The organism is Streptomyces mauvecolor (genome assembly GCF_039532965.1).
Lineage (GTDB): Bacteria > Actinomycetota > Actinomycetes > Streptomycetales > Streptomycetaceae > Streptomyces > Streptomyces violascens.
This window is the reverse complement of sequence record NZ_BAAASQ010000005.1, coordinates 71,340-91,929: the sequence shown is the minus strand read 5'-3', so window position 1 is coordinate 91,929 and position 20,590 is coordinate 71,340. Positions and strand designations below refer to the sequence as shown.

Genomic DNA, 20,590 nt, shown 5'->3' with positions numbered 1-20,590 from the left:
GGGCGGGGAAGCCGGGGTCACCTGGGGCTCCGCCCCAGACCCCGGAGGCGCCCCACCCCGCCCCTTCCCTGAACCCGCCGGGGGTTGGAAGAAGGTGAAGCCGCGTTTCCCGGGGCTCCGCCCCAGACCCCGGGGGCTGCCCCACCCCGCCCCTCCCCGAAACCCTCCGGGGGTTGTGAAGAGGTGAAGCCGGGTTCCCTGGGGCTCCGCCCCAGACCCCGTTCGCGCCTCAAGGGCGCTCGTCCTCAAACGCCGGACAGGCTAGGAGTGGTCCGACGTCCATGACCGTCCACCAGCCGAGGATGCCCGCCTGAGCACCAGGCCAAGGACGGCACTGCCAGGGGCGCGGGGAACTGCGCGAGCAGCTACCCACGGCCCGAGGCCGAAAGCGGGTTTAGGGGCGCGGGAAACTGCGCGCCCCCGCCGCGCGATGGACGCGACCGACAGTGCTGGGTGCCCTACCGGGGCGCGGGGAACCGCGCGAGCAACCACCCACGGCCCGCAGGCCGACGGACATCGTGAGTCCCGGGCACAGACCGAGGGAGGCGACACCAACCCTGCCAGGGGCGCGGGGAACTGCGCGACCAGCCACCTACGGCCCGAGGCCGACGGATCACGCAATCAAGCTCCTCCGGCGCCTGAGGAGCGGGGGCCGGGGGCAGAGCCCCCGAGAAGGTGCGGCGGTGAAACCCCGGCGCGGGGCTGGGCACAGCCCAGGCCAGACACCCCGGGTGCAAAGGCCCACCCCACCGCAGAGCCCCGGGCTCAAGAGCACGCCCCACCGCGCAAAGCCCCCGGCGGTCGGGGCGCAGCCCAGCACGGGCACCCCCGGGTGCAAAGGCACGGCCCAGCACGGGCACCCCCCGGATGCAAAGGCACGGCCCAGCACGGGCACCCCCCGGGTGCAAAGGCACGGCCCAGCACGGGCACCCCCGGGTGCAAAGGCACGGCCCGGCGCGGGCACCCCCGGGGTTCGGGGCGGAGCCCCGTGAGGGGGCTGCGGAAGGGGGGGCCGCCCCGGGCATGACACCATCGAGCCGTGCTCGACATCGGCTACTCCCTATCCCGCCGCTTCCCCGACCCCACCCACATCGACTACAGCCGCGCGGACGTCCACACCCTGCGCCACGACCTGTTCTGCGGAGACGTCTACCTCGCCGACACCAAGGCGGACCGCGAGGTGTCCACAGCCTGGGGATGGGTGCCGGTGCTGGACTTCGCGTGGGCGCTGTGCGACACCGTGGAGCGCCTGGACCGCGACCCGCTCGGCTCGCGCGCCGCGAAGCCCCAGTACGCCGAGATCGACTTCACCGAGTCGACGGACCGGATGCTCTTCGAGCGCCGCTTCGGCTGGGTCGACGTCGAGGCCGACTGGATGCCCGCCGACGAGGAGCCCCTCACCTTCTCGCACACCGAACTCCGCCGCGAGACAAGGGACTTCCTGCACGACCTGATCGCGGATCTGACCGACATGCACGAGAGCCTCGGCAACAACCCGATCATCTGGGACCTCCAGGCCCGCTTCCCCAGAATGGCCTGACAGGGGAACGGCCTGGCGCGGGAAAGGCCCGACGGCGCCCGGCACGGCCGGCGGCGACCCGGGCCGAGCGGCGAAGCCCCGGAGGGCCCCTCTCCGCCGGAGCCCCGCCCTCAACGCACCCTCACGCCTCCACCCTCACCCCCACCTGCGCCGCGAACGCCGGTGCCAGGTCGAGGAGTTGGGTCGGGCTGATGACCGCACCCGCGAGTCGTTCCACCCCGCGTGCGATGTCGAGCAGGGTCGCGCCGCGCAGGTCGACGTCCTTCATCCGGGCGCCCGTGAAGTCGGCCCGGCGCAGTTCGCAGCCGCGGAACTCGACGCGCACCAGCGTGGCCCCGCCGAAGTCCGGCTCGGACAGGACGCAGCCGTCGAAGACGACGTCGCGCAGCTCGGCCTCGCGCAGGTTCAGGTAGTCGATCTTTCCGCCCTTGATCAGCACGCGTTCGAGCACCGCGCCGTGCAGCTGCACCCCGCCCATCCGGACGTCGTGCACCTCCACGTCACGCAGGCTCGCCCGCGCCAGATCCGTACCGACACCGCGGATTCCCGAGAGCACCGAGTCGATGAAGCGGGCCCCCGTCAGGCGCGTATCGTCCAGGCCGCATCCGTAGATCCCGCAGTCGAGGAAGCGCGCGCTGTGCGCCTGCTGCCGTGCCAGGTCGAGGTCCCTGAACTCCAGCCCGTCATAGTCACCCTCCGGCTCCAGCTCACCCGCGCCGAACGGCGCCAGTGGTGGCAGTCGCACCTCCGCCCTGCGGGCACCCGCCGTAGCCGCCGTCTTCTTCGCACTCCGTGCCGCTGCCATGTCCCCATGCTGGACCATGGCACTGACAATCACCCCTGCTCGCGCAGGGGGGAACCCCCAGCTCCGTAAATTCCCAGCCCGGACATGTCACATTCCGGCCCCCCGCTCCGTCCTGTCTCCGTACGCCGTGCGCATCGGCGAAGGGAGACAGCAATGTCAGCACTGTCGGCAAGGGCGGCAGGGGCGAACCGCGGCTCCACCGGCCGGATCACCGTCATTGGCGGCGGGCTCGCCGGACTGACCGCCGCGATCACCTCCGCGGAGTCCGGCGCGGCGGTCACGTTGTACGAGGCGCACGGAGCCCTGGGAGGCCGGGCCCGTACGGCCGCGGCCCCGTACCGGACGAACGAGGGTCCGCACGCCCTCTACAGCGGCGGCCCGCACTGGGCCTGGCTCAAGCAGCGCGGACTGCTCGGGCCGGTCGCGTCCGTACGCCCTGCGGAGGCGGTACGGTTCCGCTTCCACCGGCACGGAACCCTGCACCGCACCCCGCCGCTCGCCCTGCTCCGCCTGGCCCGCAAGCGCCCCGAACGGGCCCCGGTGGAAGCCGACTTCATGACCTGGGCCACCCGGCAGATCGGCTCCCGGGGCGCCCGTGCGACCGCGCACTACATAGCCGTCGCCCTCTTCCACCACGACCCGGGTTCGCTGTCCGCCCGCTTCGTACAGGAGCGCCTGCACCGTGCGGCGGCCCTGCCGCCCGAGGCGCACTACCCGGTCGGCGGTTGGGGCGCGCTCATCGAGCGGATGGCGTCGCGCGCCTGCGACCTGGGCGTACGTATCGAAACGGACGCCCGGGTCGCCGAACTCCCCGGCTCCGCCGAGGGACCCGTCGTGGTGGCGACCTCCCTGGACGCGGCCCGCCGCCTCCTCGGCGACTCCGGCCTCACCTGGCCCGGCGGCCGCTCCGTCCTGCTCGACCTGGCGCTCGCCGCGCGCCGGGGCGACCCGTTCGTGGTCTCCGATCTGGACACCCCCGGCTGGCTGGAACGCTTCACCGGCAACGACCCGGGCCTCGCCCCTCCCGGCGAGCACCTGTACCAGGGCCACTTCCCCATCGCCCCGGACGCATCGAAGGCAACCGGAATCGAGCACGCGGAACGCCTGCTGGACGCGGGATTCCCGGGCTGGCGCGCCCGCACGACCTGGCGCCGCGAGGCCGTCGCGACAGGCCGCACGGGCGCGGTCGACCCACCCGGCACAACCTGGCGCGACCGCCCCGCGATCGCCCGGGGCCAGGGCGTGTACCTGGCGGGCGACCAGGTGGCGGCCCCGGGAATCCTCTCGGAGGTGGCCTTCAACAGCGCAATGGAGGCGGCGTCGCTGGCGCTGAAGGATCTGAGGCCGGCCCGGCTGGACAACCAACACGCCTGACCATTACGGCAGTTGGCCATCGATACGAGCTGGTCGAGGGCGGCCGGCGGCAGAGGAGCTGGAGGCCGAGGACGAGTGGGGAAGCACCACGGGCCCCGGCACTCCGAACCGGCCCCTCGGCTACGCCCCCAGCCGCCCCAGTGCCTCGTCCGTGAGCCGGTACACCATCCACTCGTCCTGCGGCCGCGCCCCCAGCGACTCGTAGAACGCGATCGACGGGGTGTTCCAGTTCAGGACCGACCACTCCAGGCGCTCGTACCCCCGCGCCACGCAGATGCGGGCCAGTTCCGTGAGGAGGGCCTTGCCGTGGCCGCCGCCCCTGGCCTCGGGGCGTACATACAGGTCCTCCAGGTAGATGCCGTGCACCCCGCGCCACGTCGAGAAGTTCAGGAACCAGAGCGAGAAGCCCACCGGCTCGCCCGACTCGTCCTGCGCGATGTGCGCGAACGCGGCCGGCTGCTCGCCGAACAGGGCCTCGCGGAGCTGCTCCTCGGTGGCACGCGCCTCGTCCAGGCACTTCTCGTACTCGGCCAGCTCCCGCACCATCTCGTGGATCACCGGAATGTCGGAAAGCGTGGCCTTGCGGATCATGGGTGTTGTCATGGGCGCAGGGTAGGTCGCCTCCCCGCTGCCCGCTCGGTCATTTCGCTCTGCGGACCCCGAACCGATGGCGCAGGCCTACGGCAGGACGAAGCCGATCGTCGGGAGGCTCGGGAGGCTCGGGAGGACCAGGAAGCGGGACGCCGCCACAGCCGGGGAGCCGAGCGCGGTGCGCGGGCGCGTCAGGTCGAAGGTCTTCGCCGTCCGCGGCTTCACCCGGTTCTCGGTCGGCAGGGTGTTCCCCGCGCCGGGGAGCTGGACGATGACGGCGTCGGCGGTCATGGAGACCGCGATCCACTCGGCCCGGTTGTTCCGTACGCGGACTCTGACCCTTTTCCGCGGTGGCGGCGGCGCGGGCGGTGCCCCGGGCGTGCCCAGGTCCCATGCGGAGGGCTGAGGGTTCAGTGGGAAGCCCGTGAATCGCTGCGGGTTCCGCTGGAACCGCCCAGGCGGCTGCCGATTCCGCGGGAACAGCGGCGGTGTCTGCGGATTCCGCGGGAACAGCGGCGATGTCTGCGGGCTCCGCGGGAACCGTGCCGGAGGCAGCGGGTTGGGCCGGGCCGGCCTCGGGGGGTCCTCGGCGAGGGGCGGGAGCTCCTCCACCCGCATCTCCACCCCCGCGCACACGACCGGGTCGCCGTACTTCACCCGGACGGCGAGGCGTGCCCCGCCGGTGGGCGGTCTGCCCTGCGTCGCAGGCAGGATCGGTTTCCCGGCGATGGCGAGCTGCTCGCCGTACCTCTTGCAGAGGTACAGCACATCGGCGTACGACTTGGTCGGCATGGTCGTCCCGTACAGCATTTCCCGCTCCAGGATCTGCCGGGCCGCGCCGATCGTCTTCTTCACGTCGGGCAGCGAGGGCACCCACAGCCAGCAGCCCGCGATGGCCACGTCCGCCACCGCCTGGCGTTCCGGGGACTTCATGTGGTCCGCGATGCCGAAGGCGTGCACGAACTCGCGGCGGGCGTCCCGGATCAGTTCGCGGCGGTCCCTCTCGCTCCGCCACACGTCGGGCAGGTCGCGTACGTACCTGCGCCCGGCGGCCATGTACTCCTCGAACTCGCGCGCCGGAATCTCGCCGACCGCCTTGCCCACCTGGTCGACCCTGCGCCCCAACTCGGCGACCTCCTGGCCGAGTTGCTGGAACCCCGACTCCTGCCGGGTCGACGTGCTCACCAGCACGTCCACCACCTGGGTCGCGACCCCGGCCCACGCCGCGTTGTCCATGGCCTGCCCCTGGATCAGCTGCGCCACGGCCGTACGCGCGGCCAGGACCCCCAATGCGACCGCCAGCTCAATGGCCATGGCCCACCCCCCGAGACAGCCCAATGCCCTCAACTCTAGGGCTGTTTCAGCAAGTTGACCCCCTCTTGTGCCGGCTCGCCGCCCTCTCCGGGCCACCGCGCTTCAGGCCAAGACCCGCACGACCCGGATGTCGGTCCTCCCGCCCGCCCCGTCCGCGTGCGTGAATCGGGGCATGAGGCGATTTCCGACCGGCGTACGCGCCATCCGGGGCTACATCCGCAGCGCCCCCGGCACCTACCTCTGGCTGGCTGCGCTCTTCGTCACCACCATCGCCATGCACCACATGTCACCCGAGTTCGAGACGGAATTCCTGCGGCAGCGGTCCACCAACATCCACGAGCTGTCGACCAACCCCCGCCGGGTCCTGATCGCGAGCGCCTTCTGGATCGACGGCGGAGGCTGGCTCCTGTACGCCGTGCTCTACTCCGTCTTCCACGCCCAGGCCGAACGCCGGCTCGGCACCCCGCGCTGGCTGATCGTCGCCTTCGGGACGCACGTGGCCGCCACCTTCATCAGCGAGGGCGCCCTGCTGTGGGCGATCCGGCACGACTACGCACCCCACTCCGCCGTCAACACCCTTGATGTGGGCGTGAGTTACGCCCTCGCCGGTGTCGTCGCCGTACTCACGTACCGGATCGCGCGGCCGTATCGCCACCTGTACCTCGTCGCGATTCTCGTCATCTACGGCGCGCCTCTTCTCGGCGGGCGCACCTTCACCGACCTCGGGCACTTCGCGTCCGTGCTGATCGGCCTCGCCTGCTATCCGCTCACGCGCGGGCGGGGCGACGCCCCCTGGAATCCGGCCGACACACTGCGGGCGGTCGGCCGGAAGACGGGAATCTCGGGTGCGCGGGCCAAGGACCGCACTCCCTAGAAGATGCGCGCTGTCAAATGACCGCGCCAGGAGACGGCCGTGCTAGGAAATGCCGGCGTCCGCCAGCACCTTCTTGAACGCCTCCTCGTTGAAGATCGCCCGGCCGTCGCCCGCCGGCTTCTTCCCGTCGATGAGGATCACGGGGCTGCTGTTGACGCCCGAGCTCTCGAACGCACCCTCCGCCGCCTTCACGAAGTCCTTGTACGTGTTCTCCCGTACGGCCTTGTCGAAGGCGGGGCTTCGCAGGCCGGGCACCTTGTCGGCGATCTTCAGGAGGTTGTCGGCGGTGAAGGCGTCGTCCGTCTCCTTCGCCGGCTGGCTCGCGAAGACGGCCGCGTGGAACTCGGGGAACTTGCCCTGCTCGACCGAGGCCCGCATCGCGTTCACGGCCCGCTTCGAGCTGTCCCCGCCGAAGTTGGCGTCGAGGAACGAGGCGATCGTGTAGCGGATCTTGACCTTCTTCTCGGCGGCGAGCTTGGCGACCGCCGCAGCTCCCCCGCCCTCATAGTGCATGCAGAACGGGCAGCGCGGGTCCTCGTACACCGTCACGGTGTGGGGCGCGTTCGGGTCGCCCACGACGATTTCCGCACCGTCCACCTTCGCGGGCAGCTTCGCGAGCGTGGCGGCGTCCGGGGAGGTCTTCACGGTCAGCTCCGCCTGCGAGGACGTGCCCGAGCCGGAGCCCGAGCCCGAGTCGGAGGAGCAGGCCGCCGCCGACAGGCCAAGCGCCGTGGCCGCCACCACCGCGACGGCGGCACGACGGAAACTGCGAACACCCATGAAGATTCAACCTTTCGGCACAAAACAGAGCAAAAATCCTAACCTTCGACACTAAACACCCCACCGCACCGCCCCGGCCGCCAAAGGTCCCGCCCCACGCCGCCATTGGTCCCACGGATTCCGCAACGGGCCTGCCACCTGCGGATTCCGAAGGTTCCGAGAGAGTGCCCGAAGGCTGTCCGAGGGTGGACAGCCCGAGGGGCCCGGTGTACGAACATGCCCATGAGCACGATCAACGGCGGAATCTCCTTCTGGTACGCAACCGACGGCATCCCCACGCCCCGCGAGCCGCTGCCCGGCGACGCGACCGCCGACGTGGTGATCGTCGGCGGTGGATACACCGGCCTGTGGACGGCGTACTACCTGAAGAAGGCGGCGCCCTTCCTCAACATCACCGTCCTGGAGTCCCGCTTCTGCGGCTACGGCGCCTCCGGCCGCAACGGCGGCTGGCTGTACAACGGCATCGCGGGCCGCGACCGGTACGCGAAGCTGCACGGCCAGGAGAGCGCGGTGCGCCTGCAACAGGCGATGAACGACACGGTGGACGAGGTGGTGCGGGTCGCGGCCGAGGAGTCGATCGACGCGGACATCCACCAGGGCGGTGTACTCGAAGTCGCTTGCACACCATCCCAGTTGGGACGGCTGAAGGCCTTCCACGCCGCCGAGACCGCCTTCGGCGAGAAGGACCGCATACTGCTCGGGGCGCGCGAGACGGCCGACCGCATCCGGGTCAGCGGGGCGGTCGGGTCCACCTGGACTCCGCACGGGGCGCGCATCCACCCGGTGAAACTGCTCAAGGGGCTCGCGGCGGCGGTCGAGGCGCTGGGGGTCACGGTGTACGAGTCGACGCCGGTCACCGAGATCCGGCCCCGGCACGCCGTCACCCCGTACGGAACGGTCCGCGCGCCCTACATTCTGCGCTGCACCGAGGGGTTCACGGCCTCGCTGAAGGGGCAGCGGCGGTCCTGGCTGCCCATGAACTCCTCCATGATCGCGACGGAGCCGCTGGGTCCTGAGATGTGGGAGGCGATCGGCTGGGCGGGGCGCGAGACGCTGGGCGACATGGCGCACGCGTACATGTACGCGCAGCGCACGGCGGACGACCGGATCGCGCTGGGCGGCCGGGGCGTGCCGTACCGGTTCGGTTCGCGGACGGACAACGACGGCCGCACCCAGGCGTCGACGGTGGAGGCGCTGCGGGAGCTGCTCGTGCGCTTCTTCCCGCAGCTGGCCGGGGTGCGCGTGAGCCACGCCTGGTCGGGGGTCCTCGGCGTGCCGCGCGACTGGTGCGCCTCGGTCACCCTGGACCGTACGACGGGCCTCGGCTGGGCGGGTGGCTATGTCGGCTCGGGCGTGGCCACGGCGAACCTGGCGGCGCGGACGCTGCGGGATCTGGTGCGACAGGACTCGGGGCAGGCGGGGGGTACGTCGCTGACGGCTCTGCCGTGGGTGAACCACGAGGTGCGGCGCTGGGAGCCGGAGCCGCTGCGCTGGCTCGGGGTGCAGGGGATGTACGCGGCGTACCGGGCGGCGGACCGGAGGGAGCGGCTGGGGCATGGTGCGGCTACGGACCGGATCGCGGTCCTGGCCGACCGAATAGCGGGCCGCCACTGACCCGGCCTCCCTGGGCCCCACCCCACCCCGCCCCTGGGTGGGGGGGCAACCCCTCAGGCCACCACCACCCCGTACTCCCCCACCAACTCCCCCAACCCACCCCGATACCCCTTCCCGCCCGGGACGAAGTCCCAGTCACCCCCCGCCCGGCGGCGGAACGACCCGAGCACCAGGGCCGTCTCGCCCGGACGGCCGTCCGAGACGGGCAGCCGGTCCAGCTCAAGCCCCGCCGCATCCCGCAGGCAGATCGCCGCCGAGGTGAACCCGCCCAGGTCTCCGGCGGGGTTGGCCTCCGGATCCACCGCGGCCACGAGCACCAGCCGGTCCGCCGCCGCCGGCAGCGCGTCGAAGACCACCCGCACCGCCGCCCGGTCACCCCCCACGCCCGGCACCATCCGTACCGAACTCCCGGGGTTCTCGGGGTTGTTGAAGAACACGAAGTGGTCCTCGGCGAGCACCCGAGCCCCCCGGCACACCAGCGCGCACACGTCGAGCGAGACCGCCCCGGTCCACGTCATGCCGAGGAGGTTGAAGTCCTCGGAAGACGGCTCGGCCGCCGGGCGCCGGGCAGGCACACTCCCCTCCGCAGAACCCGAAGAACCCGCAGCGCCCGCGGAACTCGCGGAACCCCCGGAGCCCGCCCCCAGCCGCCCCCTCAACCCGTGCTGATGCAGCAGATCCACCAGCTCCGCCCCCGACACCAGCGTCAACGGCTTCCCCTCCGCGAAGCCGTACGACCCGGGACCGAAGCCCGAAGTGGTCACCAGTACGCCCTTGTTGGCGCCGGCCCCCTGCACCGTCCCGTACAGATCGCGCACCGCCGTCGGCGGGACGGTGTTGCGGTAGCGCTTGACCTGGACGATGATCCGGCCGCCGCTGATGGGGTCAGGATCGAGCGCCTCGACGTCGACGCCGCCGTCGTTGGAGCGCTGGGTGGTGAGCGCCTGCATGCCCCGCGCCCGGAACAGCTCGGCGACCAGTCCCTCGAACTCGATGGGGTCCATCGTGAACAGGTCGGGCTCCTCGCCGCCCCCGTGCGACACCACCCCCGTACCGACATCGGCGGGCCGCCGAGCCGGCCGTACGGCGGTGCGCTGGTCCGGGCGCGCGGACAACTGCCCGCGCAGCGCCTCCACCAGGCAGTCGACCGCGCTGACCTGCCCGAGGTTCAGCTGCCCGAACGCGGCACGCGGCACGCTCACCGTCGCCAGAAAAATCTCGGCCCGGCGCCCGGTGGCGGGGTCCACGTCATCGACGAAGCCGTTGAGGACGACCGACTCGAGGCACCCGTACTCATCGGCCGCGAACACCTCGCGCAGCACGAGCAGCATGCACTGCGCGAGCGCGTCCCGGTACAGCGCCCGCCGCTGGGTGACGGGCCGCGCCGACTCCTTCTCCGTATCCGAACTGGCCACATAGCGAACGGACTTGACCTCGGGAACGACCTCGACCCCGGGCAGCTCCCAGTCGAGGACGAGCTGCCGGGCACCCCGGTCGAAGGCGGCCGACACCTGCCGCGGGAACCCCTCCGGCCAGGCACCCGACGCGTACAGCGCGGCGGAGAAGTAGTCGACCGCCGCGCCCGGCTCCCCGGCCCGCAGCGCGTCCACGAGCTGGGCGAGCCCCGCGTTGTGCGTGCGCACCTCGGCGAGCTGCCCGGCGGCCCACGCGTCGTACTGCGCCCGGTACGCGGCGAGCTGCTGCACACGGTGCGCCTCGGCGGCCTGCGCGGCCTGCCAGTCGTGCTGGTACCTGGCCTGCGCCTCCTGCTGCGCCTGCGCCCGCCGCCCGGCCGTCCAGCCGCCCTGCGCCTGATACTGCGCCGGATCGGGCATGACCACGGGCCGAGCGAGCTGCCCCGGCTCGAACGGCGCGACCTCCTCCGCCCGAGTCAGCGCCGCAACCCGAAAGGGAGCCGCACCGCACCCATCCGCCAACAGCCGCGCCAGAGCGGCGACTTGCTCCTCCAGCTCCTGCGTACGCTGCCGGGCATCCGCGTCCCGCCCCTGCCGGTACGCCGTCTGCTGCTCCCGCTGCATCCGCGCGAGATCACGCTCGTACGCACGCTGCTGCCGCTGCTGCTGGACCACCGCCCGCTGCTGCGCCTCCCGCTGGCGCTGCTGCTGCCGCTGCGCCTCCGCCCAGACCCCAACCAGCCCACTGGAACGCCGGCTCATCCGCTGACTGCCTCTCTCCCCACACCCCGACCCCCCAAGTGTCCCGGACCTGCCCGAACCCCCGCACGCCGCACCCACAAGACCGTGCGCCCCACCGCTCCGGTCGCACAGGACGCGCCGGGCATCGGCACCGTGGTCGATGTCGACGTGGGGCCGCAACCGCGTCCGGGCGTCGCGGCACAACCTGGCTCGGGCAGCCGGGGCATGGTCCGGCGCCGCCTTCGCCGGCCGGTTCGTGTCCGGCCCTCGACCGGAGACGGCCGTACGACACAGACGCCGAAGGCCCCCGGCCACATCGACCGGGGGCCTTCGCCCTACGAGCCCCCTGTCGGGTTCGAACCGACGACCCCCGCTTTACAAGAGCGGTGCTCTGGCCAGCTGAGCTAAGGAGGCAACCCGTGAAGTGTAACCAACGCTCGCCCCGGTGCGGCCGGAAATTTTGTGGGGGCTCAGCTGCTGACAGGGGGCGGATCGCCGGGTAGCGTCCTGACCCAGTCCACCTAGGTGGACTAAACCACTTCTCCCTCTACTCGGATCGTCCGGCACGTTCCTGCCGGTGAAGGGACACATCAGTCATGGCCACTGTCACGTTCGACAAGGCGACCCGGATCTACCCGGGCTCCACCAAGCCCGCGGTCGACGGTCTGGAGATCGAGATCGAGGACGGCGAGTTCCTCGTGCTCGTCGGCCCCTCCGGCTGCGGAAAGTCCACCTCGCTGCGCATGCTCGCGGGCCTGGAGGACGTCAACGGCGGAGCGATCCGCATCGGCGAGCGTGACGTCACGCACCTGCCGCCCAAGGACCGGGACATCGCGATGGTGTTCCAGAACTACGCGCTGTACCCGCACATGACCGTCGCCGACAACATGGGCTTCGCCCTCAAGATCGCCGGCGTGAACAAGGCGGAGATCCGGAAGAAGGTCGAGGAGGCTGCGAAGATCCTCGATCTGACCGAGTACCTCGACCGCAAGCCGAAGGCGCTCTCCGGCGGTCAGCGCCAGCGCGTCGCCATGGGCCGCGCCATCGTCCGCGAGCCGCAGGTCTTCCTCATGGACGAGCCGCTCTCCAACCTCGACGCCAAGCTCCGCGTCTCCACCCGTACGCAGATCGCCTCGCTCCAGCGCCGTCTCGGCATCACCACCGTGTACGTCACGCACGACCAGGTCGAGGCCATGACGATGGGCGACCGCGTCGCCGTCCTCAAGGACGGTCTGCTCCAGCAGATCGACTCGCCGCGCAACATGTACGACCGCCCGGCCAACCTCTTCGTCGCCGGCTTCATCGGCTCGCCCGCCATGAACCTGGTCGAGGTGCCGATCACCGACGGCGGCGTGAAGTTCGGCAACAGCGTGGTGCCGGTCAGCCGCGAGGCGCTGTCCGCCGCCGCCGACAAGGGCGACCGCACGGTCACCGTCGGCGTCCGCCCCGAGCACTTCGACATCGTCGAGCAGAACGGCGGCGCCGCGAAGACCCTCACCAAGGAGTCCGCGGACGCCCCGGCCGGTCTCGCCGTCACCGTCAACGTCGTCGAGGAACTCGGCGCCGACGGCTATGTGTACGGTTCCGCCGAGGTCGGCGGCGAAGTGAAGGACCTCGTGGTCCGCGTGAACGGCCGCGCCGTCCCGGACAAGGGCACGCAGCTGCACGTGGTCCCGCGTCCGGGTGAGACCCACGTCTTCTCCACTTCTACGGGCGAGCGCCTCACCGACTGAGTACGCTACGAAGGCCCCACCAGGGGGTCTACGATTTCGGCGGCCCCGCATGCGAGTGCGGGGCCGCGGGCCGTTGTCGACAAATACCCCGGCACACCGGCCATTTCGAATCCCGTTCGTCAACACACGATTCGAAAAGCGGCCTCGAACCATCCCCCGACAGGGTGACTAAATGTCGCCAAATCATCACTCCCCGCTACGCTCGCCTCCGTGACGCACACAGCCCGCCGAATCGGCCGAACTCTCGCCCTCGTCCTGCCCGTCGTCCTCGTGCTCTCCGGGACGCTCGCGGTCACCCGGGTGAACTGGGCCGGCAACGAATCGCAGATCCTGACCGCCTCTTCCGAGAACGTCTCCGTACGCGCCAAGTCCCGTGCCCCGCAGGACGTCCTGCGCGACGCGCTCCTGACCGAGCTCCAGGAGAAGGACCCCGGCACCGCGCTGACCCACCTCCAGCGCGAGGTGGAGCACCGCCCCTCGCTCGCCCAGCACTGCATGTCGATCGCCCGCGCGCTCGGCAGGGCCGCCGTCGAGCACTACGGCCCCGTGAAGGCCCAGTCGTACTCCCGCCCCGTCTGCGACACCTCCTTCGCCTCCGGCGTGGCCCAGGAGCGGTGACGCCCCGCTGCGGGGACGCCTATCGTTCACCGCATGACTGCGAGCACAACTGCGACGTTTCCGACGCAGGCCGTGGTCCTGGCGGGCGGCCAGGGCTCACGACTTCGTCCGTACACCGACGACCGCCCCAAGCCGATGGTCGAGATCCCGGGCACCGGGATCCCGATCATCGGCCATCAGCTCGCCTGGCTGGCCGCCGAGGGCGTCACTGACGCCGTCGTCTCCTGCGGCCACCTCGCCGACGTCCTGAAGGACTGGCTGGCGAAGGCCGATCTTCCGCTGCGGGTCACCACGGTCGTTGAGGACGAGCCGCTGGGCCGGGGCGGCGGCCTCAAGTACGCGGCGGCCTCGCTGCCGCACCCCGACCGGCCCTGGTACGCCACCAACGGCGACATCTGGACGCGCTTCTCGCTCCGCGAGATGGCCTCCTTCCACGGCGAGCGCGACGCGACCGCCACGCTGGCCCTGGCCCGCCCCCGCATCCCGTGGGGCGCCGTCGAGACCGACGCCTTCGGCCACATCACCGACTTCATCGAGTCGCCGCCCTCGCCGTACCTCATCAACGCGGGCGTGTACGTCTTCTCCGCGGCCTTCACCGCGATGCTGCCGGACATCGGCGACCACGAGCGCACCACGTTCCCCCGGCTCGCCCGGGAGCGCCGCCTGGCCGGGTTCCCGCTGCCCCACGGGGCGTACTGGCGGGCCATCGACACGGCGAAGGACCTCACGGAGGCGGCCAAGGAGCTTGCCGCTCAGCGGGGTTGAGGGTTCGGCGCGCGCATGCCGAAGGGGGCCGGATTTCTCCGGCCCCCTTCGTGTGGCTGTTCCGCCGCTAGCCCAGCAGCCCCCCAATGGGGTTGTGGTTGCCGCCCCTTGAGCCCGTGGTGCCCGTGCTGCCCGACGACGTCGGGCCCGCGCTCGTGGACGGGGGGGCCTGCGGGGTGGTGCGGTGGCGGGACGAGGGCTGGCCGCCGGTGCCGGCGGAGTGGCTCGGCGTGCCGGTGGTGCCCGCCGTGACGGTCTGGTGGGCCTTCGGCTTCTTGGACGGCTTCGCCGACGGGCTCGCCGACGTCTTCGCCTTGGCCGACGGCTTGGCGCTCCTGGAGGGCGTACGGGGCGCGAGCGCGGGACCGGTCTCGCTCGGCAACGGCGTGCCGGGCAGGTAGTTGGTCGGGTCGTCGTCGGGGCCCGGCACCGTCACCACGGTGGTGGAGCGGACCGCGCCGCCGAGCAGCGCGCCGGTCATCAGCGTGAGGCCGACCACGACGGTCGTCATGACCAGGCCGCGCCGCAGCACCCGCCGCCGCAGTTCCCACAGTTCGGAGCGCGGGCCGAGCTTGCGCCAGGCCTCGCCCGCGAGCCGGGCGTCGAGGGAGTACACCGGGGCGCCCGCGATGATCAGCGGGGACCAGGCGGCGAGGTAGATGATGTCGGGCGCGTCGTAGGCGCGTACGGTCTGCCAGCTCACCGTCACCAGGAGGGCCGCCGACAGCATCGCGCCGAACACGGCCGCCACCCGCTGCCACAGGCCGAGCATCGTCAGTACGCCGACGACGACTTGGAGGAAGGCGACGGTCAGGCCCGCGCCCACGGGGTGCTGGAGTGCGAAGTCGCGCAGGGGCTCGGCGAGCGCCCAAGGGTGCAGCGAATTCAGCCACTTGACCATCGAGCCGCGTTCGCCGCCGTCGAAGTACACGGGGTCGCACAGCTTGCCCATGCCTGCGTACACGGAGATGAAACCGAGGAAGACGCGCAGCGGGAGCAGTACGACGCCGAGGTTCATCCGGCGGCCCGGGTAATAGGCGTGCCGGACCGGTTCGGCACCGCGCCGCTTGCCGGCCGCGCCGTCGTCCCCGGCGCCGTCGAGCTCGTCGAAGTCCTCGAACTCGCCCTGCGCGTACGGCTGCTGCTGACGGTAGGGAGTGCGCATCTGCGGGAGCAGTGCGGTCTCGGGGCCGGCGCCGGGTCTGGGGATCAGCGGCTTCGGCATCGTGTCGTCGACGGTGATGCGCGGGATGACCTGCGTCGAGCCGGAGTCGTAGCGCTCGCCCGCGCCGCCGGCGACGGCGACGGAGGTGGCGCGGACCGCCTGCAGCAGTCCGCTCGCCCCCGGCGCCGACTTCCCGCTCCACACCACGGGCGCCCTGCGGCGCACCGCGGTGCTCGAAATGAGGGGCTTCGGCAGCGACTTGGGCGCAAGCTGCACCCGGAAGCTCGCGTGGTTGACGATGACCTGCGCGGGGTCGCAGTCCACCTTGACCATGCTCAGGGCAGGCTGGTCGTCGAGCCCGGGCCGGGGCGTTCTGGTGTCCACACTCATCTAACCGAGTGATGGGGGTTTAGGACACTGCTTGACGGGCCCGAATCTGTCCGAGACCCGTCAAGATCACCCAGCTCAGGCGCGTCGGCGGGCCGCCTCGTAGAGCACGATGCCCGCCGCCACACCGGCGTTGAGGGACTCGGCGCCGCCCGGCATCGAGATCCGCACGCGGTAGTCGCAGGTCTCGCCGACGAGCCGGCCAAGTCCCTTGCCCTCGCTGCCGATCACGATGACGACGGGGCCGCCGATCTGCTCCAGGTCCTCGACCGTGTGCTCGCCGTCGGCGGCCAGGCCGACGATCGTGAGGCCTTCCTTCTTGTACGCCTCAAGGGCGCGCGTCAGGTTGGTGACGCGGGAGACCGGCGTACGGGCCGCGGTGCCGGCCGACGACTTCCAGGCGCCCGCCGTCATGCCGGCCGCGCGCCGCTCGGGCACGACCACGCCGTGGCCGCCGAAGGCCGAGGTGGAGCGGACGATGGCGCCGAGGTTGCGCGGGTCGGTCACGCCGTCGAGGGCGACGATCAGCGGGTCCTCGCCGTTGTCGTACGCCAGCGCCGTGAGGTCCTGCGGGTCGGCGTACTCGTACGGCGGGACCTGGAGGACGAGGCCCTGGTGGTTGAGGCCGTTCGTCATCCGGTCGAGCTCGGCGCGCGGGGCCTCCATCAGGTTGATGTTGCCGCGCTCGCCGGCGAGCTGGAGGGCCTCGCGGACGCGCTCGTCGTTGTCGATGTACTGCTGGACGTAGAGCGTGGTCGCCGGGACACCGTCGCGCAGCGCCTCGAAGACGGGGTTGCGGCCCACGACCATCTCGGACGTGCCCTTGGCGCCGCCGCGCCGGGGCGCCGGGCGGCGGGTCGCGGCCTGCTTGGCCTTGGCGGTCGCGATGCGGTTCTTCTTGTGCTTCTTGCGCATCTCGGCGGGCGGCGTGGGGCCCCGGCCTTCCAGGCCCCTGCGCCGCTGGCCACCGCTGCCGACCGTAGCGCCCTTCTTGTTGGACGTGCGGCGGTTCCTGCGCTGGCTGTTCCCGGCCATGACCTACCTGTTTCCTCAGTGAATCGGCGATCCACATGCGGATGCAGATCGTGTACGTACGTATATGAAGTGTGCCGCCCGATCGCCCGGGCGGCACATCGCGTGTGGGCTCAGCGTGGGCCGAGCGTCCAGCGGGGGCCGCTGGGGCTGTCCTCGATGACGAGGCCGGACTGGGTGAGCTGGTCGCGGATCGCGTCCGCGGTCGCCCAGTCCTTGCGGGAGCGGGCGGCCTCGCGCTGTTCCAGGACCAGCCGGACCAGGGTGTCGACGGCCCCGTGCAGGTCCTCACCCCGGTCGCTCTCGCCGGCCCAGTGCGCGTCCAGCGGGTCCAGGCCGAGCACGCCGAGCATGGCACGGACCTCGGCCAGGCGGGCGGTGGCGGCTTCCTTGTCGTCGGCGGCCAGCGCGCTGTTGCCCTGCCGCACCGTGGTGTGGACGATCGCGAGGGCCTGCGGCACGCCCAGATCGTCGTCCATGGCCTCGGCGAACGCCGGCGGCACCTGGGCGGCGGGCTCGACGACGCCCCCGGCCTTCTCCACCACGCGCTGGATGAAGCCCTCGATCCGGGCGAACGCCGACTCGGCCTCGCGCAGGGCCTCCTCGCTGTACTCGATCATCGACCGGTAGTGCGGGGTACCCAGGTAGTAGCGCAGCACGATCGGCCGCCACTGCTTGACCATCTCCGAGACCAGCACGGAGTTGCCGAGCGACTTCGACATCTTCTCGCCGGACATCGTCACCCAGGCGTTGTGCACCCAGTAGGAGGCGAAGTCGTCGCCGAAGGCCTTGGCCTGGGCGATCTCGTTCTCGTGGTGCGGGAAGATCAGGTCGAGGCCGCCGCCGTGGATGTCGAACGCGCTGCCCAGGTACTTGTGGGCCATCGCCGAGCACTCCAGGTGCCAGCCGGGACGGCCGCGTCCCCACGGCGTCTCCCAGTCGGGCTCGCCCGGCTTGGTCGCCTTCCACATCGCGAAGTCCCGCGGGTCCCGCTTGCCCGACACACCCTCGTCGGGCTGGCGCAGGTCGTCGATGTCCTGGTTGGACAGCTGGAGGTAATCCGGGAAGGAGCGCACGTCGAAGTAGACGCTGCCGTCCGCCTCGTACGCGTGGCCGCGCTCGATCAGGCCGCGCATCATCTCGACCATCTCGGTGACATGGCCGGTGGCGCGCGGCTCGTAGGTGGGCGGCAGGCAGCCGAGCGCGGTGTAGCCGTCGTTGAACGCGCGCTCGTTCTCGTACCCGATCGACCACCACGGGCGGCCCTGCTCGCCCGACTTCCTGATGATCTTGTCGTCGATGTCGGTGACGTTGCGGATGAACGTGACGTCGTAGCCGCGGTACTCGAACCAGCGGCGCATGATGTCGAAGTTCAGCCCCGACCGGATGTGCCCGATGTGCGGGGCCGCCTGAACCGTGGCACCACACAGGTAGATCGAGACACAGCCCTGCGAGAGCGGGACGAAATCACGAATCTGCCGGGCGCTGGTGTCGTACAGGCGAATGGTCACCCCACAAGGGTAGTGGCCCAATACCAGTGCCCCGCGACCCTTCCGGGCCTCGGGGCACACAATTTGGCGACTGTTGGGTGTCGGACCCGCCCGACGATCTTCCGCGAGCCGATCGACGGGCTGATCGAGTTCGATTTCTGCTTCTACGGCCGCCGGTACACCAGTGCCGTGGCGATCGCCGCGAGCCCCTCGGCCCGGCCGGTCAGGCCGAGCCCGTCCGTGGTGGTGCCGGACACCGAGACGGGCGCCCCGGCGGCGGCCGCGAGCGCCTTCTGGGCCTCGTCACGCCGCTTGCCGATCTTCGGCCGTACGCCGATGACCTGCACCGCGATGTTCCCGATCTCGTACCCCTCGGCGCGCACGATCCGGGCGGCCTCGGCGAGCAGGGTCACGCCCGCGGCGCCGGACCACTCGGGGCGGTCGGTGCCGAAGTGCGCGCCGAGGTCGCCGACGCCGGCCGCCGAGAAGAGCGCGTCGCACGCGGCGTGGGCGGCGACATCACCGTCGGAGTGCCCGGCGAGGCCGTACCCGTCGCTGTCCCGGCCTTCCCAGAGCAGCCCGGCGCACCACAGTTCGCGCCCGCGCTCGAAGGCGTGGACGTCGGTGCCGATCCCGACCAGGGGAATGGCAGGAGCCTCAGAAGCCATCGTTGGCCCTCCGTCGAGCGAGTACGGCCTCGGCGAGTACGAGGTCGAGCGGCCGGGTCACCTTGAACGCCTCTTCGTGGCCGGGCACCACGACGACGGGCAGGCCGAGCTGCTCGATCATGCCGGCGTCGTCCGTGACGTTCCCGGTGACGCTCTCGTGGGCGCGTACGAGCGTGTCGTGGTCGAAGCCCTGCGGCGTCTGCACCGCGCGGAGCCGGGCCCGCTCGGGGGTGGCGACGACGGGCTCGGGCGAGCCGTCGGCGCGCGGCTCGACCTGCTTGACGGTGTCGGCGAGCGGGAGCGCGGGCACGACGGCGGGCGCTCCCTCGCGTACCGCCTCGACGACCGCGTCGACGGTGTCGACGGGAACGAGCGGGCGGGCCGCGTCATGGACCAGTACGACGTCGAAGCCAGGCGGCAGCGCGTCGAGGCCGAGCTTCACGGACTCCTGGCGGCTCTCGCCGCCGGGCACCACGAGGAAGTCGGTGCGGTCGGGCAGAGCGTGCTCGGCGAGGAGGTGCTTCACCTCGGTGGCGCCGTCGGGCGGGGCCACCACGACGACGAGCGAGACGGCGCGGGAGGCGGCCATCGCCCGGACGGCGTGGATGAGCATGGGGGTGCCGTTCAGCGCGCGGAGCGCCTTGGGGGCGCCCGGGCCGAGCCGCACGCCGCGTCCGGCCGCTGGAATCACCGCGGCGGTGCGGAAAGGGCGCGATTCGTCTGACAAGGTTTGTGTCCTCAAACGACATGGGTATGGCCTGGGAGTACCCCCTGCTCCTGGAGCATGGGGAGTGCCGGGCGCGACGCCCTGACCGGCCCTTCCGTGACGACCGGTCAGGCAGGCCGCCCGGGCCCGGCACACAGAGTGCGGGCGCTGGCGGCGAGGGGATACGAACATGCCGCAGCGCCCGGCGACACAGCAATTTTCACTGCTGGTCAGCGGGCACCGCGGCAATGCCGGGCATTCCGGGGGTTCCCGTAACCGACCGGGCCCCGGAATTGACGGCGTCAGGACGCGAGGACCTCGTCGAGAAGAGCCTCGGCCTTGTCTTCGTTGGTGTTCTCCGCGAGGGCCAGCTCGCTCACCAGGATCTGGCGCGCCTTGGCGAGCATGCGCTTCTCACCTGCGGACAGTCCGCGCTCGCGCTCACGACGCCACAGGTCACGCACCACTTCGGCGACCTTGATGACATCGCCGGAGGCGAGCTTCTCGAGATTTGCCTTGTAGCGACGGGACCAGTTCGTGGGCTCCTCCGCGTACGGCGCGCGCAGCACCTCGAAGACCCGGTCCAGCCCGTCCTGACCAACTACATCGCGAACGCCGACGAACTCCGCATTGTCCGCGGGCACGCGCACAGTCAGGTCGCCCTGGGCGACCTTGAGCACCAAGTAGGTCTTGTCCACGCCTTTGATCTGGCGAGTTTCGATGGCCTCGATCAGCGCGGCCCCGTGATGGGGATAGACCACGGTGTCGCCAACCTTGAACGTCATGTGACAGGTACCCCTTCCGTGGCTATCCAGGGTAACACGGATACGGCTTCTTCTGAATGGCGTTTTCGCAGGTCAGGGCATATCTCGGGGCTTGACAACAGCAACACGAACGTGCTGCGGAGGGCTTCCGGAAGGCGGTATTCGCAGGTCGGAGCAGCTGCGAAGGGGCTGCGAAACGTGTACGCCGCACGCC

At 71.3% G+C, this 20,590-nt stretch carries 18 protein-coding genes and 1 tRNA gene; 7 read left to right on the top strand and 12 right to left on the bottom strand.

Going from position 1 to position 20,590, the window contains the following annotated elements:
* Positions 1 to 1,039 precede the first annotated feature (1,039 nt).
* Complete coding sequence (locus tag ABD346_RS05885) at positions 1,040 to 1,540, top strand: hypothetical protein (protein ID WP_344372408.1); 501 nt, start codon at positions 1,040 to 1,042, stop codon at positions 1,538 to 1,540.
* Positions 1,541 to 1,661: 121 nt separating this feature from the next.
* On the opposite strand, the gene ABD346_RS05880 is transcribed toward ABD346_RS05885, so the two are convergent.
* Entirely contained in the window at positions 1,662 to 2,345 is a 684-nt protein-coding gene (locus ABD346_RS05880) for a pentapeptide repeat-containing protein (protein WP_344372405.1), read from the bottom strand.
* 153 nt (positions 2,346 to 2,498) lie between these two features.
* Here ABD346_RS05880 and ABD346_RS05875 point away from each other — a divergent pair, with 153 nt between their 5' ends.
* Complete coding sequence (locus ABD346_RS05875; RefSeq protein WP_344372402.1) at positions 2,499 to 3,719, top strand: phytoene desaturase family protein; 1,221 nt, start codon at positions 2,499 to 2,501, stop codon at positions 3,717 to 3,719.
* 120 nt (positions 3,720 to 3,839) lie between these two features.
* Here ABD346_RS05875 and ABD346_RS05870 read toward each other — a convergent pair whose 3' ends face one another.
* On the bottom strand, positions 3,840 to 4,310 hold the full coding sequence (locus ABD346_RS05870) for a GNAT family N-acetyltransferase (RefSeq protein ID WP_344372855.1): 471 nt from the start codon (positions 4,308 to 4,310) through the stop codon (positions 3,840 to 3,842).
* Positions 4,311 to 4,397: 87 nt separating this feature from the next.
* Complete coding sequence (locus tag ABD346_RS05865; protein ID WP_344372399.1) at positions 4,398 to 5,624, bottom strand: hypothetical protein; 1,227 nt, start codon at positions 5,622 to 5,624, stop codon at positions 4,398 to 4,400.
* Between the two features lie 172 nt (positions 5,625 to 5,796).
* On the opposite strand from ABD346_RS05865, the gene ABD346_RS05860 reads away from it, so the two are divergent.
* Positions 5,797 to 6,498 (top strand): rhomboid-like protein, encoded by a 702-nt coding sequence (locus ABD346_RS05860; RefSeq protein ID WP_344372396.1) that lies wholly within the window; start codon positions 5,797 to 5,799, stop codon positions 6,496 to 6,498.
* Positions 6,499 to 6,540: 42 nt separating this feature from the next.
* On the opposite strand, the gene ABD346_RS05855 is transcribed toward ABD346_RS05860, so the two are convergent.
* On the bottom strand, positions 6,541 to 7,278 hold the full coding sequence (locus tag ABD346_RS05855) for a DsbA family protein (protein ID WP_344372393.1): 738 nt from the start codon (positions 7,276 to 7,278) through the stop codon (positions 6,541 to 6,543).
* Between the two features lie 222 nt (positions 7,279 to 7,500).
* Between ABD346_RS05855 and ABD346_RS05850 the strand changes: the two genes are divergently transcribed.
* Positions 7,501 to 8,892 carry an NAD(P)/FAD-dependent oxidoreductase gene (locus ABD346_RS05850; RefSeq protein ID WP_344372390.1) on the top strand — a complete coding sequence of 464 codons (1,392 nt, stop codon included), beginning with the start codon at positions 7,501 to 7,503 and terminating at the stop codon, positions 8,890 to 8,892.
* 53 nt (positions 8,893 to 8,945) lie between these two features.
* Here the strand turns inward: ABD346_RS05850 and ABD346_RS05845 are convergent, their stop codons facing one another.
* Both ABD346_RS05845 and ABD346_RS05840 read right to left on the bottom strand, forming a co-directional pair.
* Positions 8,946 to 11,069, bottom strand: coding sequence for a restriction endonuclease (locus ABD346_RS05845; protein WP_344372388.1), 2,124 nt, complete (start codon positions 11,067 to 11,069; stop codon positions 8,946 to 8,948).
* 319 nt (positions 11,070 to 11,388) lie between these two features.
* Positions 11,389 to 11,462, bottom strand: a tRNA-Thr gene (locus ABD346_RS05840).
* A gap of 182 nt (positions 11,463 to 11,644) precedes the next feature.
* Between ABD346_RS05840 and ABD346_RS05835 the strand changes: the two genes are divergently transcribed.
* The 3 genes from ABD346_RS05835 to ABD346_RS05825 all read left to right on the top strand — a co-directional run bounded on the left by ABD346_RS05835 (position 11,645) and on the right by ABD346_RS05825 (position 14,164).
* The gene (locus ABD346_RS05835; protein ID WP_189965084.1) at positions 11,645 to 12,781 is read left to right on the top strand and encodes an ABC transporter ATP-binding protein; all 1,137 of its coding nucleotides are present in this window, start codon (positions 11,645 to 11,647) and stop codon (positions 12,779 to 12,781) included.
* A gap of 210 nt (positions 12,782 to 12,991) precedes the next feature.
* Positions 12,992 to 13,399: a hypothetical protein gene (locus tag ABD346_RS05830; RefSeq protein ID WP_053728175.1), complete on the top strand. Its 408-nt coding sequence runs from the start codon at positions 12,992 to 12,994 to the stop codon at positions 13,397 to 13,399.
* 33 nt (positions 13,400 to 13,432) lie between these two features.
* Entirely contained in the window at positions 13,433 to 14,164 is a 732-nt protein-coding gene (locus tag ABD346_RS05825; protein ID WP_344372383.1) for a nucleotidyltransferase family protein, read from the top strand.
* A 67-nt stretch (positions 14,165 to 14,231) separates the two neighbouring features.
* Here ABD346_RS05825 and ABD346_RS05820 read toward each other — a convergent pair whose 3' ends face one another.
* The 6 genes from ABD346_RS05820 to ABD346_RS05795 form a co-directional block, all read right to left on the bottom strand.
* On the bottom strand, positions 14,232 to 15,719 hold the full coding sequence (locus ABD346_RS05820; protein ID WP_344372380.1) for a DoxX family protein: 1,488 nt from the start codon (positions 15,717 to 15,719) through the stop codon (positions 14,232 to 14,234).
* Positions 15,720 to 15,794: 75 nt separating this feature from the next.
* Positions 15,795 to 16,751, bottom strand: a complete 957-nt coding sequence (rlmB, locus tag ABD346_RS05815) for a 23S rRNA (guanosine(2251)-2'-O)-methyltransferase RlmB (RefSeq protein ID WP_344372378.1) — start codon at positions 16,749 to 16,751, stop codon at positions 15,795 to 15,797.
* Positions 16,752 to 16,861: 110 nt separating this feature from the next.
* Positions 16,862 to 18,259: a cysteine--tRNA ligase gene (gene cysS / locus ABD346_RS05810; RefSeq protein ID WP_344372375.1), complete on the bottom strand. Its 1,398-nt coding sequence runs from the start codon at positions 18,257 to 18,259 to the stop codon at positions 16,862 to 16,864.
* Positions 18,260 to 18,402: 143 nt separating this feature from the next.
* Positions 18,403 to 18,906: a 2-C-methyl-D-erythritol 2,4-cyclodiphosphate synthase gene (gene ispF, locus ABD346_RS05805; protein ID WP_344372371.1), complete on the bottom strand. Its 504-nt coding sequence runs from the start codon at positions 18,904 to 18,906 to the stop codon at positions 18,403 to 18,405.
* Complete coding sequence (gene ispD, locus ABD346_RS05800) at positions 18,896 to 19,633, bottom strand: 2-C-methyl-D-erythritol 4-phosphate cytidylyltransferase (protein WP_344372367.1); 738 nt, start codon at positions 19,631 to 19,633, stop codon at positions 18,896 to 18,898. The genes ispF and ispD overlap by 11 nt, the downstream gene beginning before the upstream one ends.
* A gap of 281 nt (positions 19,634 to 19,914) precedes the next feature.
* Complete coding sequence (locus ABD346_RS05795) at positions 19,915 to 20,397, bottom strand: CarD family transcriptional regulator (RefSeq protein WP_003953493.1); 483 nt, start codon at positions 20,395 to 20,397, stop codon at positions 19,915 to 19,917.
* Positions 20,398 to 20,590 lie beyond the last annotated feature (193 nt).

Bases quoted from the DNA above. Each gene is read 5' to 3' on its own strand.
- ABD346_RS05855 (WP_344372393.1), bottom strand. From the start codon at position 7,278: ATGGGTGTTCGCAGTTTCCGTCGTGCCGCCGTCGCGGTGGTGGCGGCC.
- ABD346_RS05865 (WP_344372399.1), bottom strand. From the start codon at position 5,624: ATGGCCATTGAGCTGGCGGTCGCATTGGGGGTCCTGGCCGCGCGTACG.
- rlmB (WP_344372378.1), bottom strand. From the start codon at position 16,751: ATGGCCGGGAACAGCCAGCGCAGGAACCGCCGCACGTCCAACAAGAAG.
- ABD346_RS05880 (WP_344372405.1), bottom strand. From the start codon at position 2,345: ATGGCAGCGGCACGGAGTGCGAAGAAGACGGCGGCTACGGCGGGTGCC.
- ABD346_RS05870 (WP_344372855.1), bottom strand. From the start codon at position 4,310: ATGATCCGCAAGGCCACGCTTTCCGACATTCCGGTGATCCACGAGATG.
- ABD346_RS05835 (WP_189965084.1), top strand. From the start codon at position 11,645: ATGGCCACTGTCACGTTCGACAAGGCGACCCGGATCTACCCGGGCTCC.
- ABD346_RS05850 (WP_344372390.1), top strand. From the start codon at position 7,501: ATGAGCACGATCAACGGCGGAATCTCCTTCTGGTACGCAACCGACGGC.
- ABD346_RS05820 (WP_344372380.1), bottom strand. From the start codon at position 15,719: ATGAGTGTGGACACCAGAACGCCCCGGCCCGGGCTCGACGACCAGCCT.
- ABD346_RS05795 (WP_003953493.1), bottom strand. From the start codon at position 20,397: ATGACGTTCAAGGTTGGCGACACCGTGGTCTATCCCCATCACGGGGCC.
- ABD346_RS05860 (WP_344372396.1), top strand. From the start codon at position 5,797: ATGAGGCGATTTCCGACCGGCGTACGCGCCATCCGGGGCTACATCCGC.
- ispF (WP_344372371.1), bottom strand. From the start codon at position 18,906: ATGGCTTCTGAGGCTCCTGCCATTCCCCTGGTCGGGATCGGCACCGAC.
- ABD346_RS05825 (WP_344372383.1), top strand. From the start codon at position 13,433: ATGACTGCGAGCACAACTGCGACGTTTCCGACGCAGGCCGTGGTCCTG.
- ABD346_RS05845 (WP_344372388.1), bottom strand. From the start codon at position 11,069: ATGAGCCGGCGTTCCAGTGGGCTGGTTGGGGTCTGGGCGGAGGCGCAG.
- ABD346_RS05875 (WP_344372402.1), top strand. From the start codon at position 2,499: ATGTCAGCACTGTCGGCAAGGGCGGCAGGGGCGAACCGCGGCTCCACC.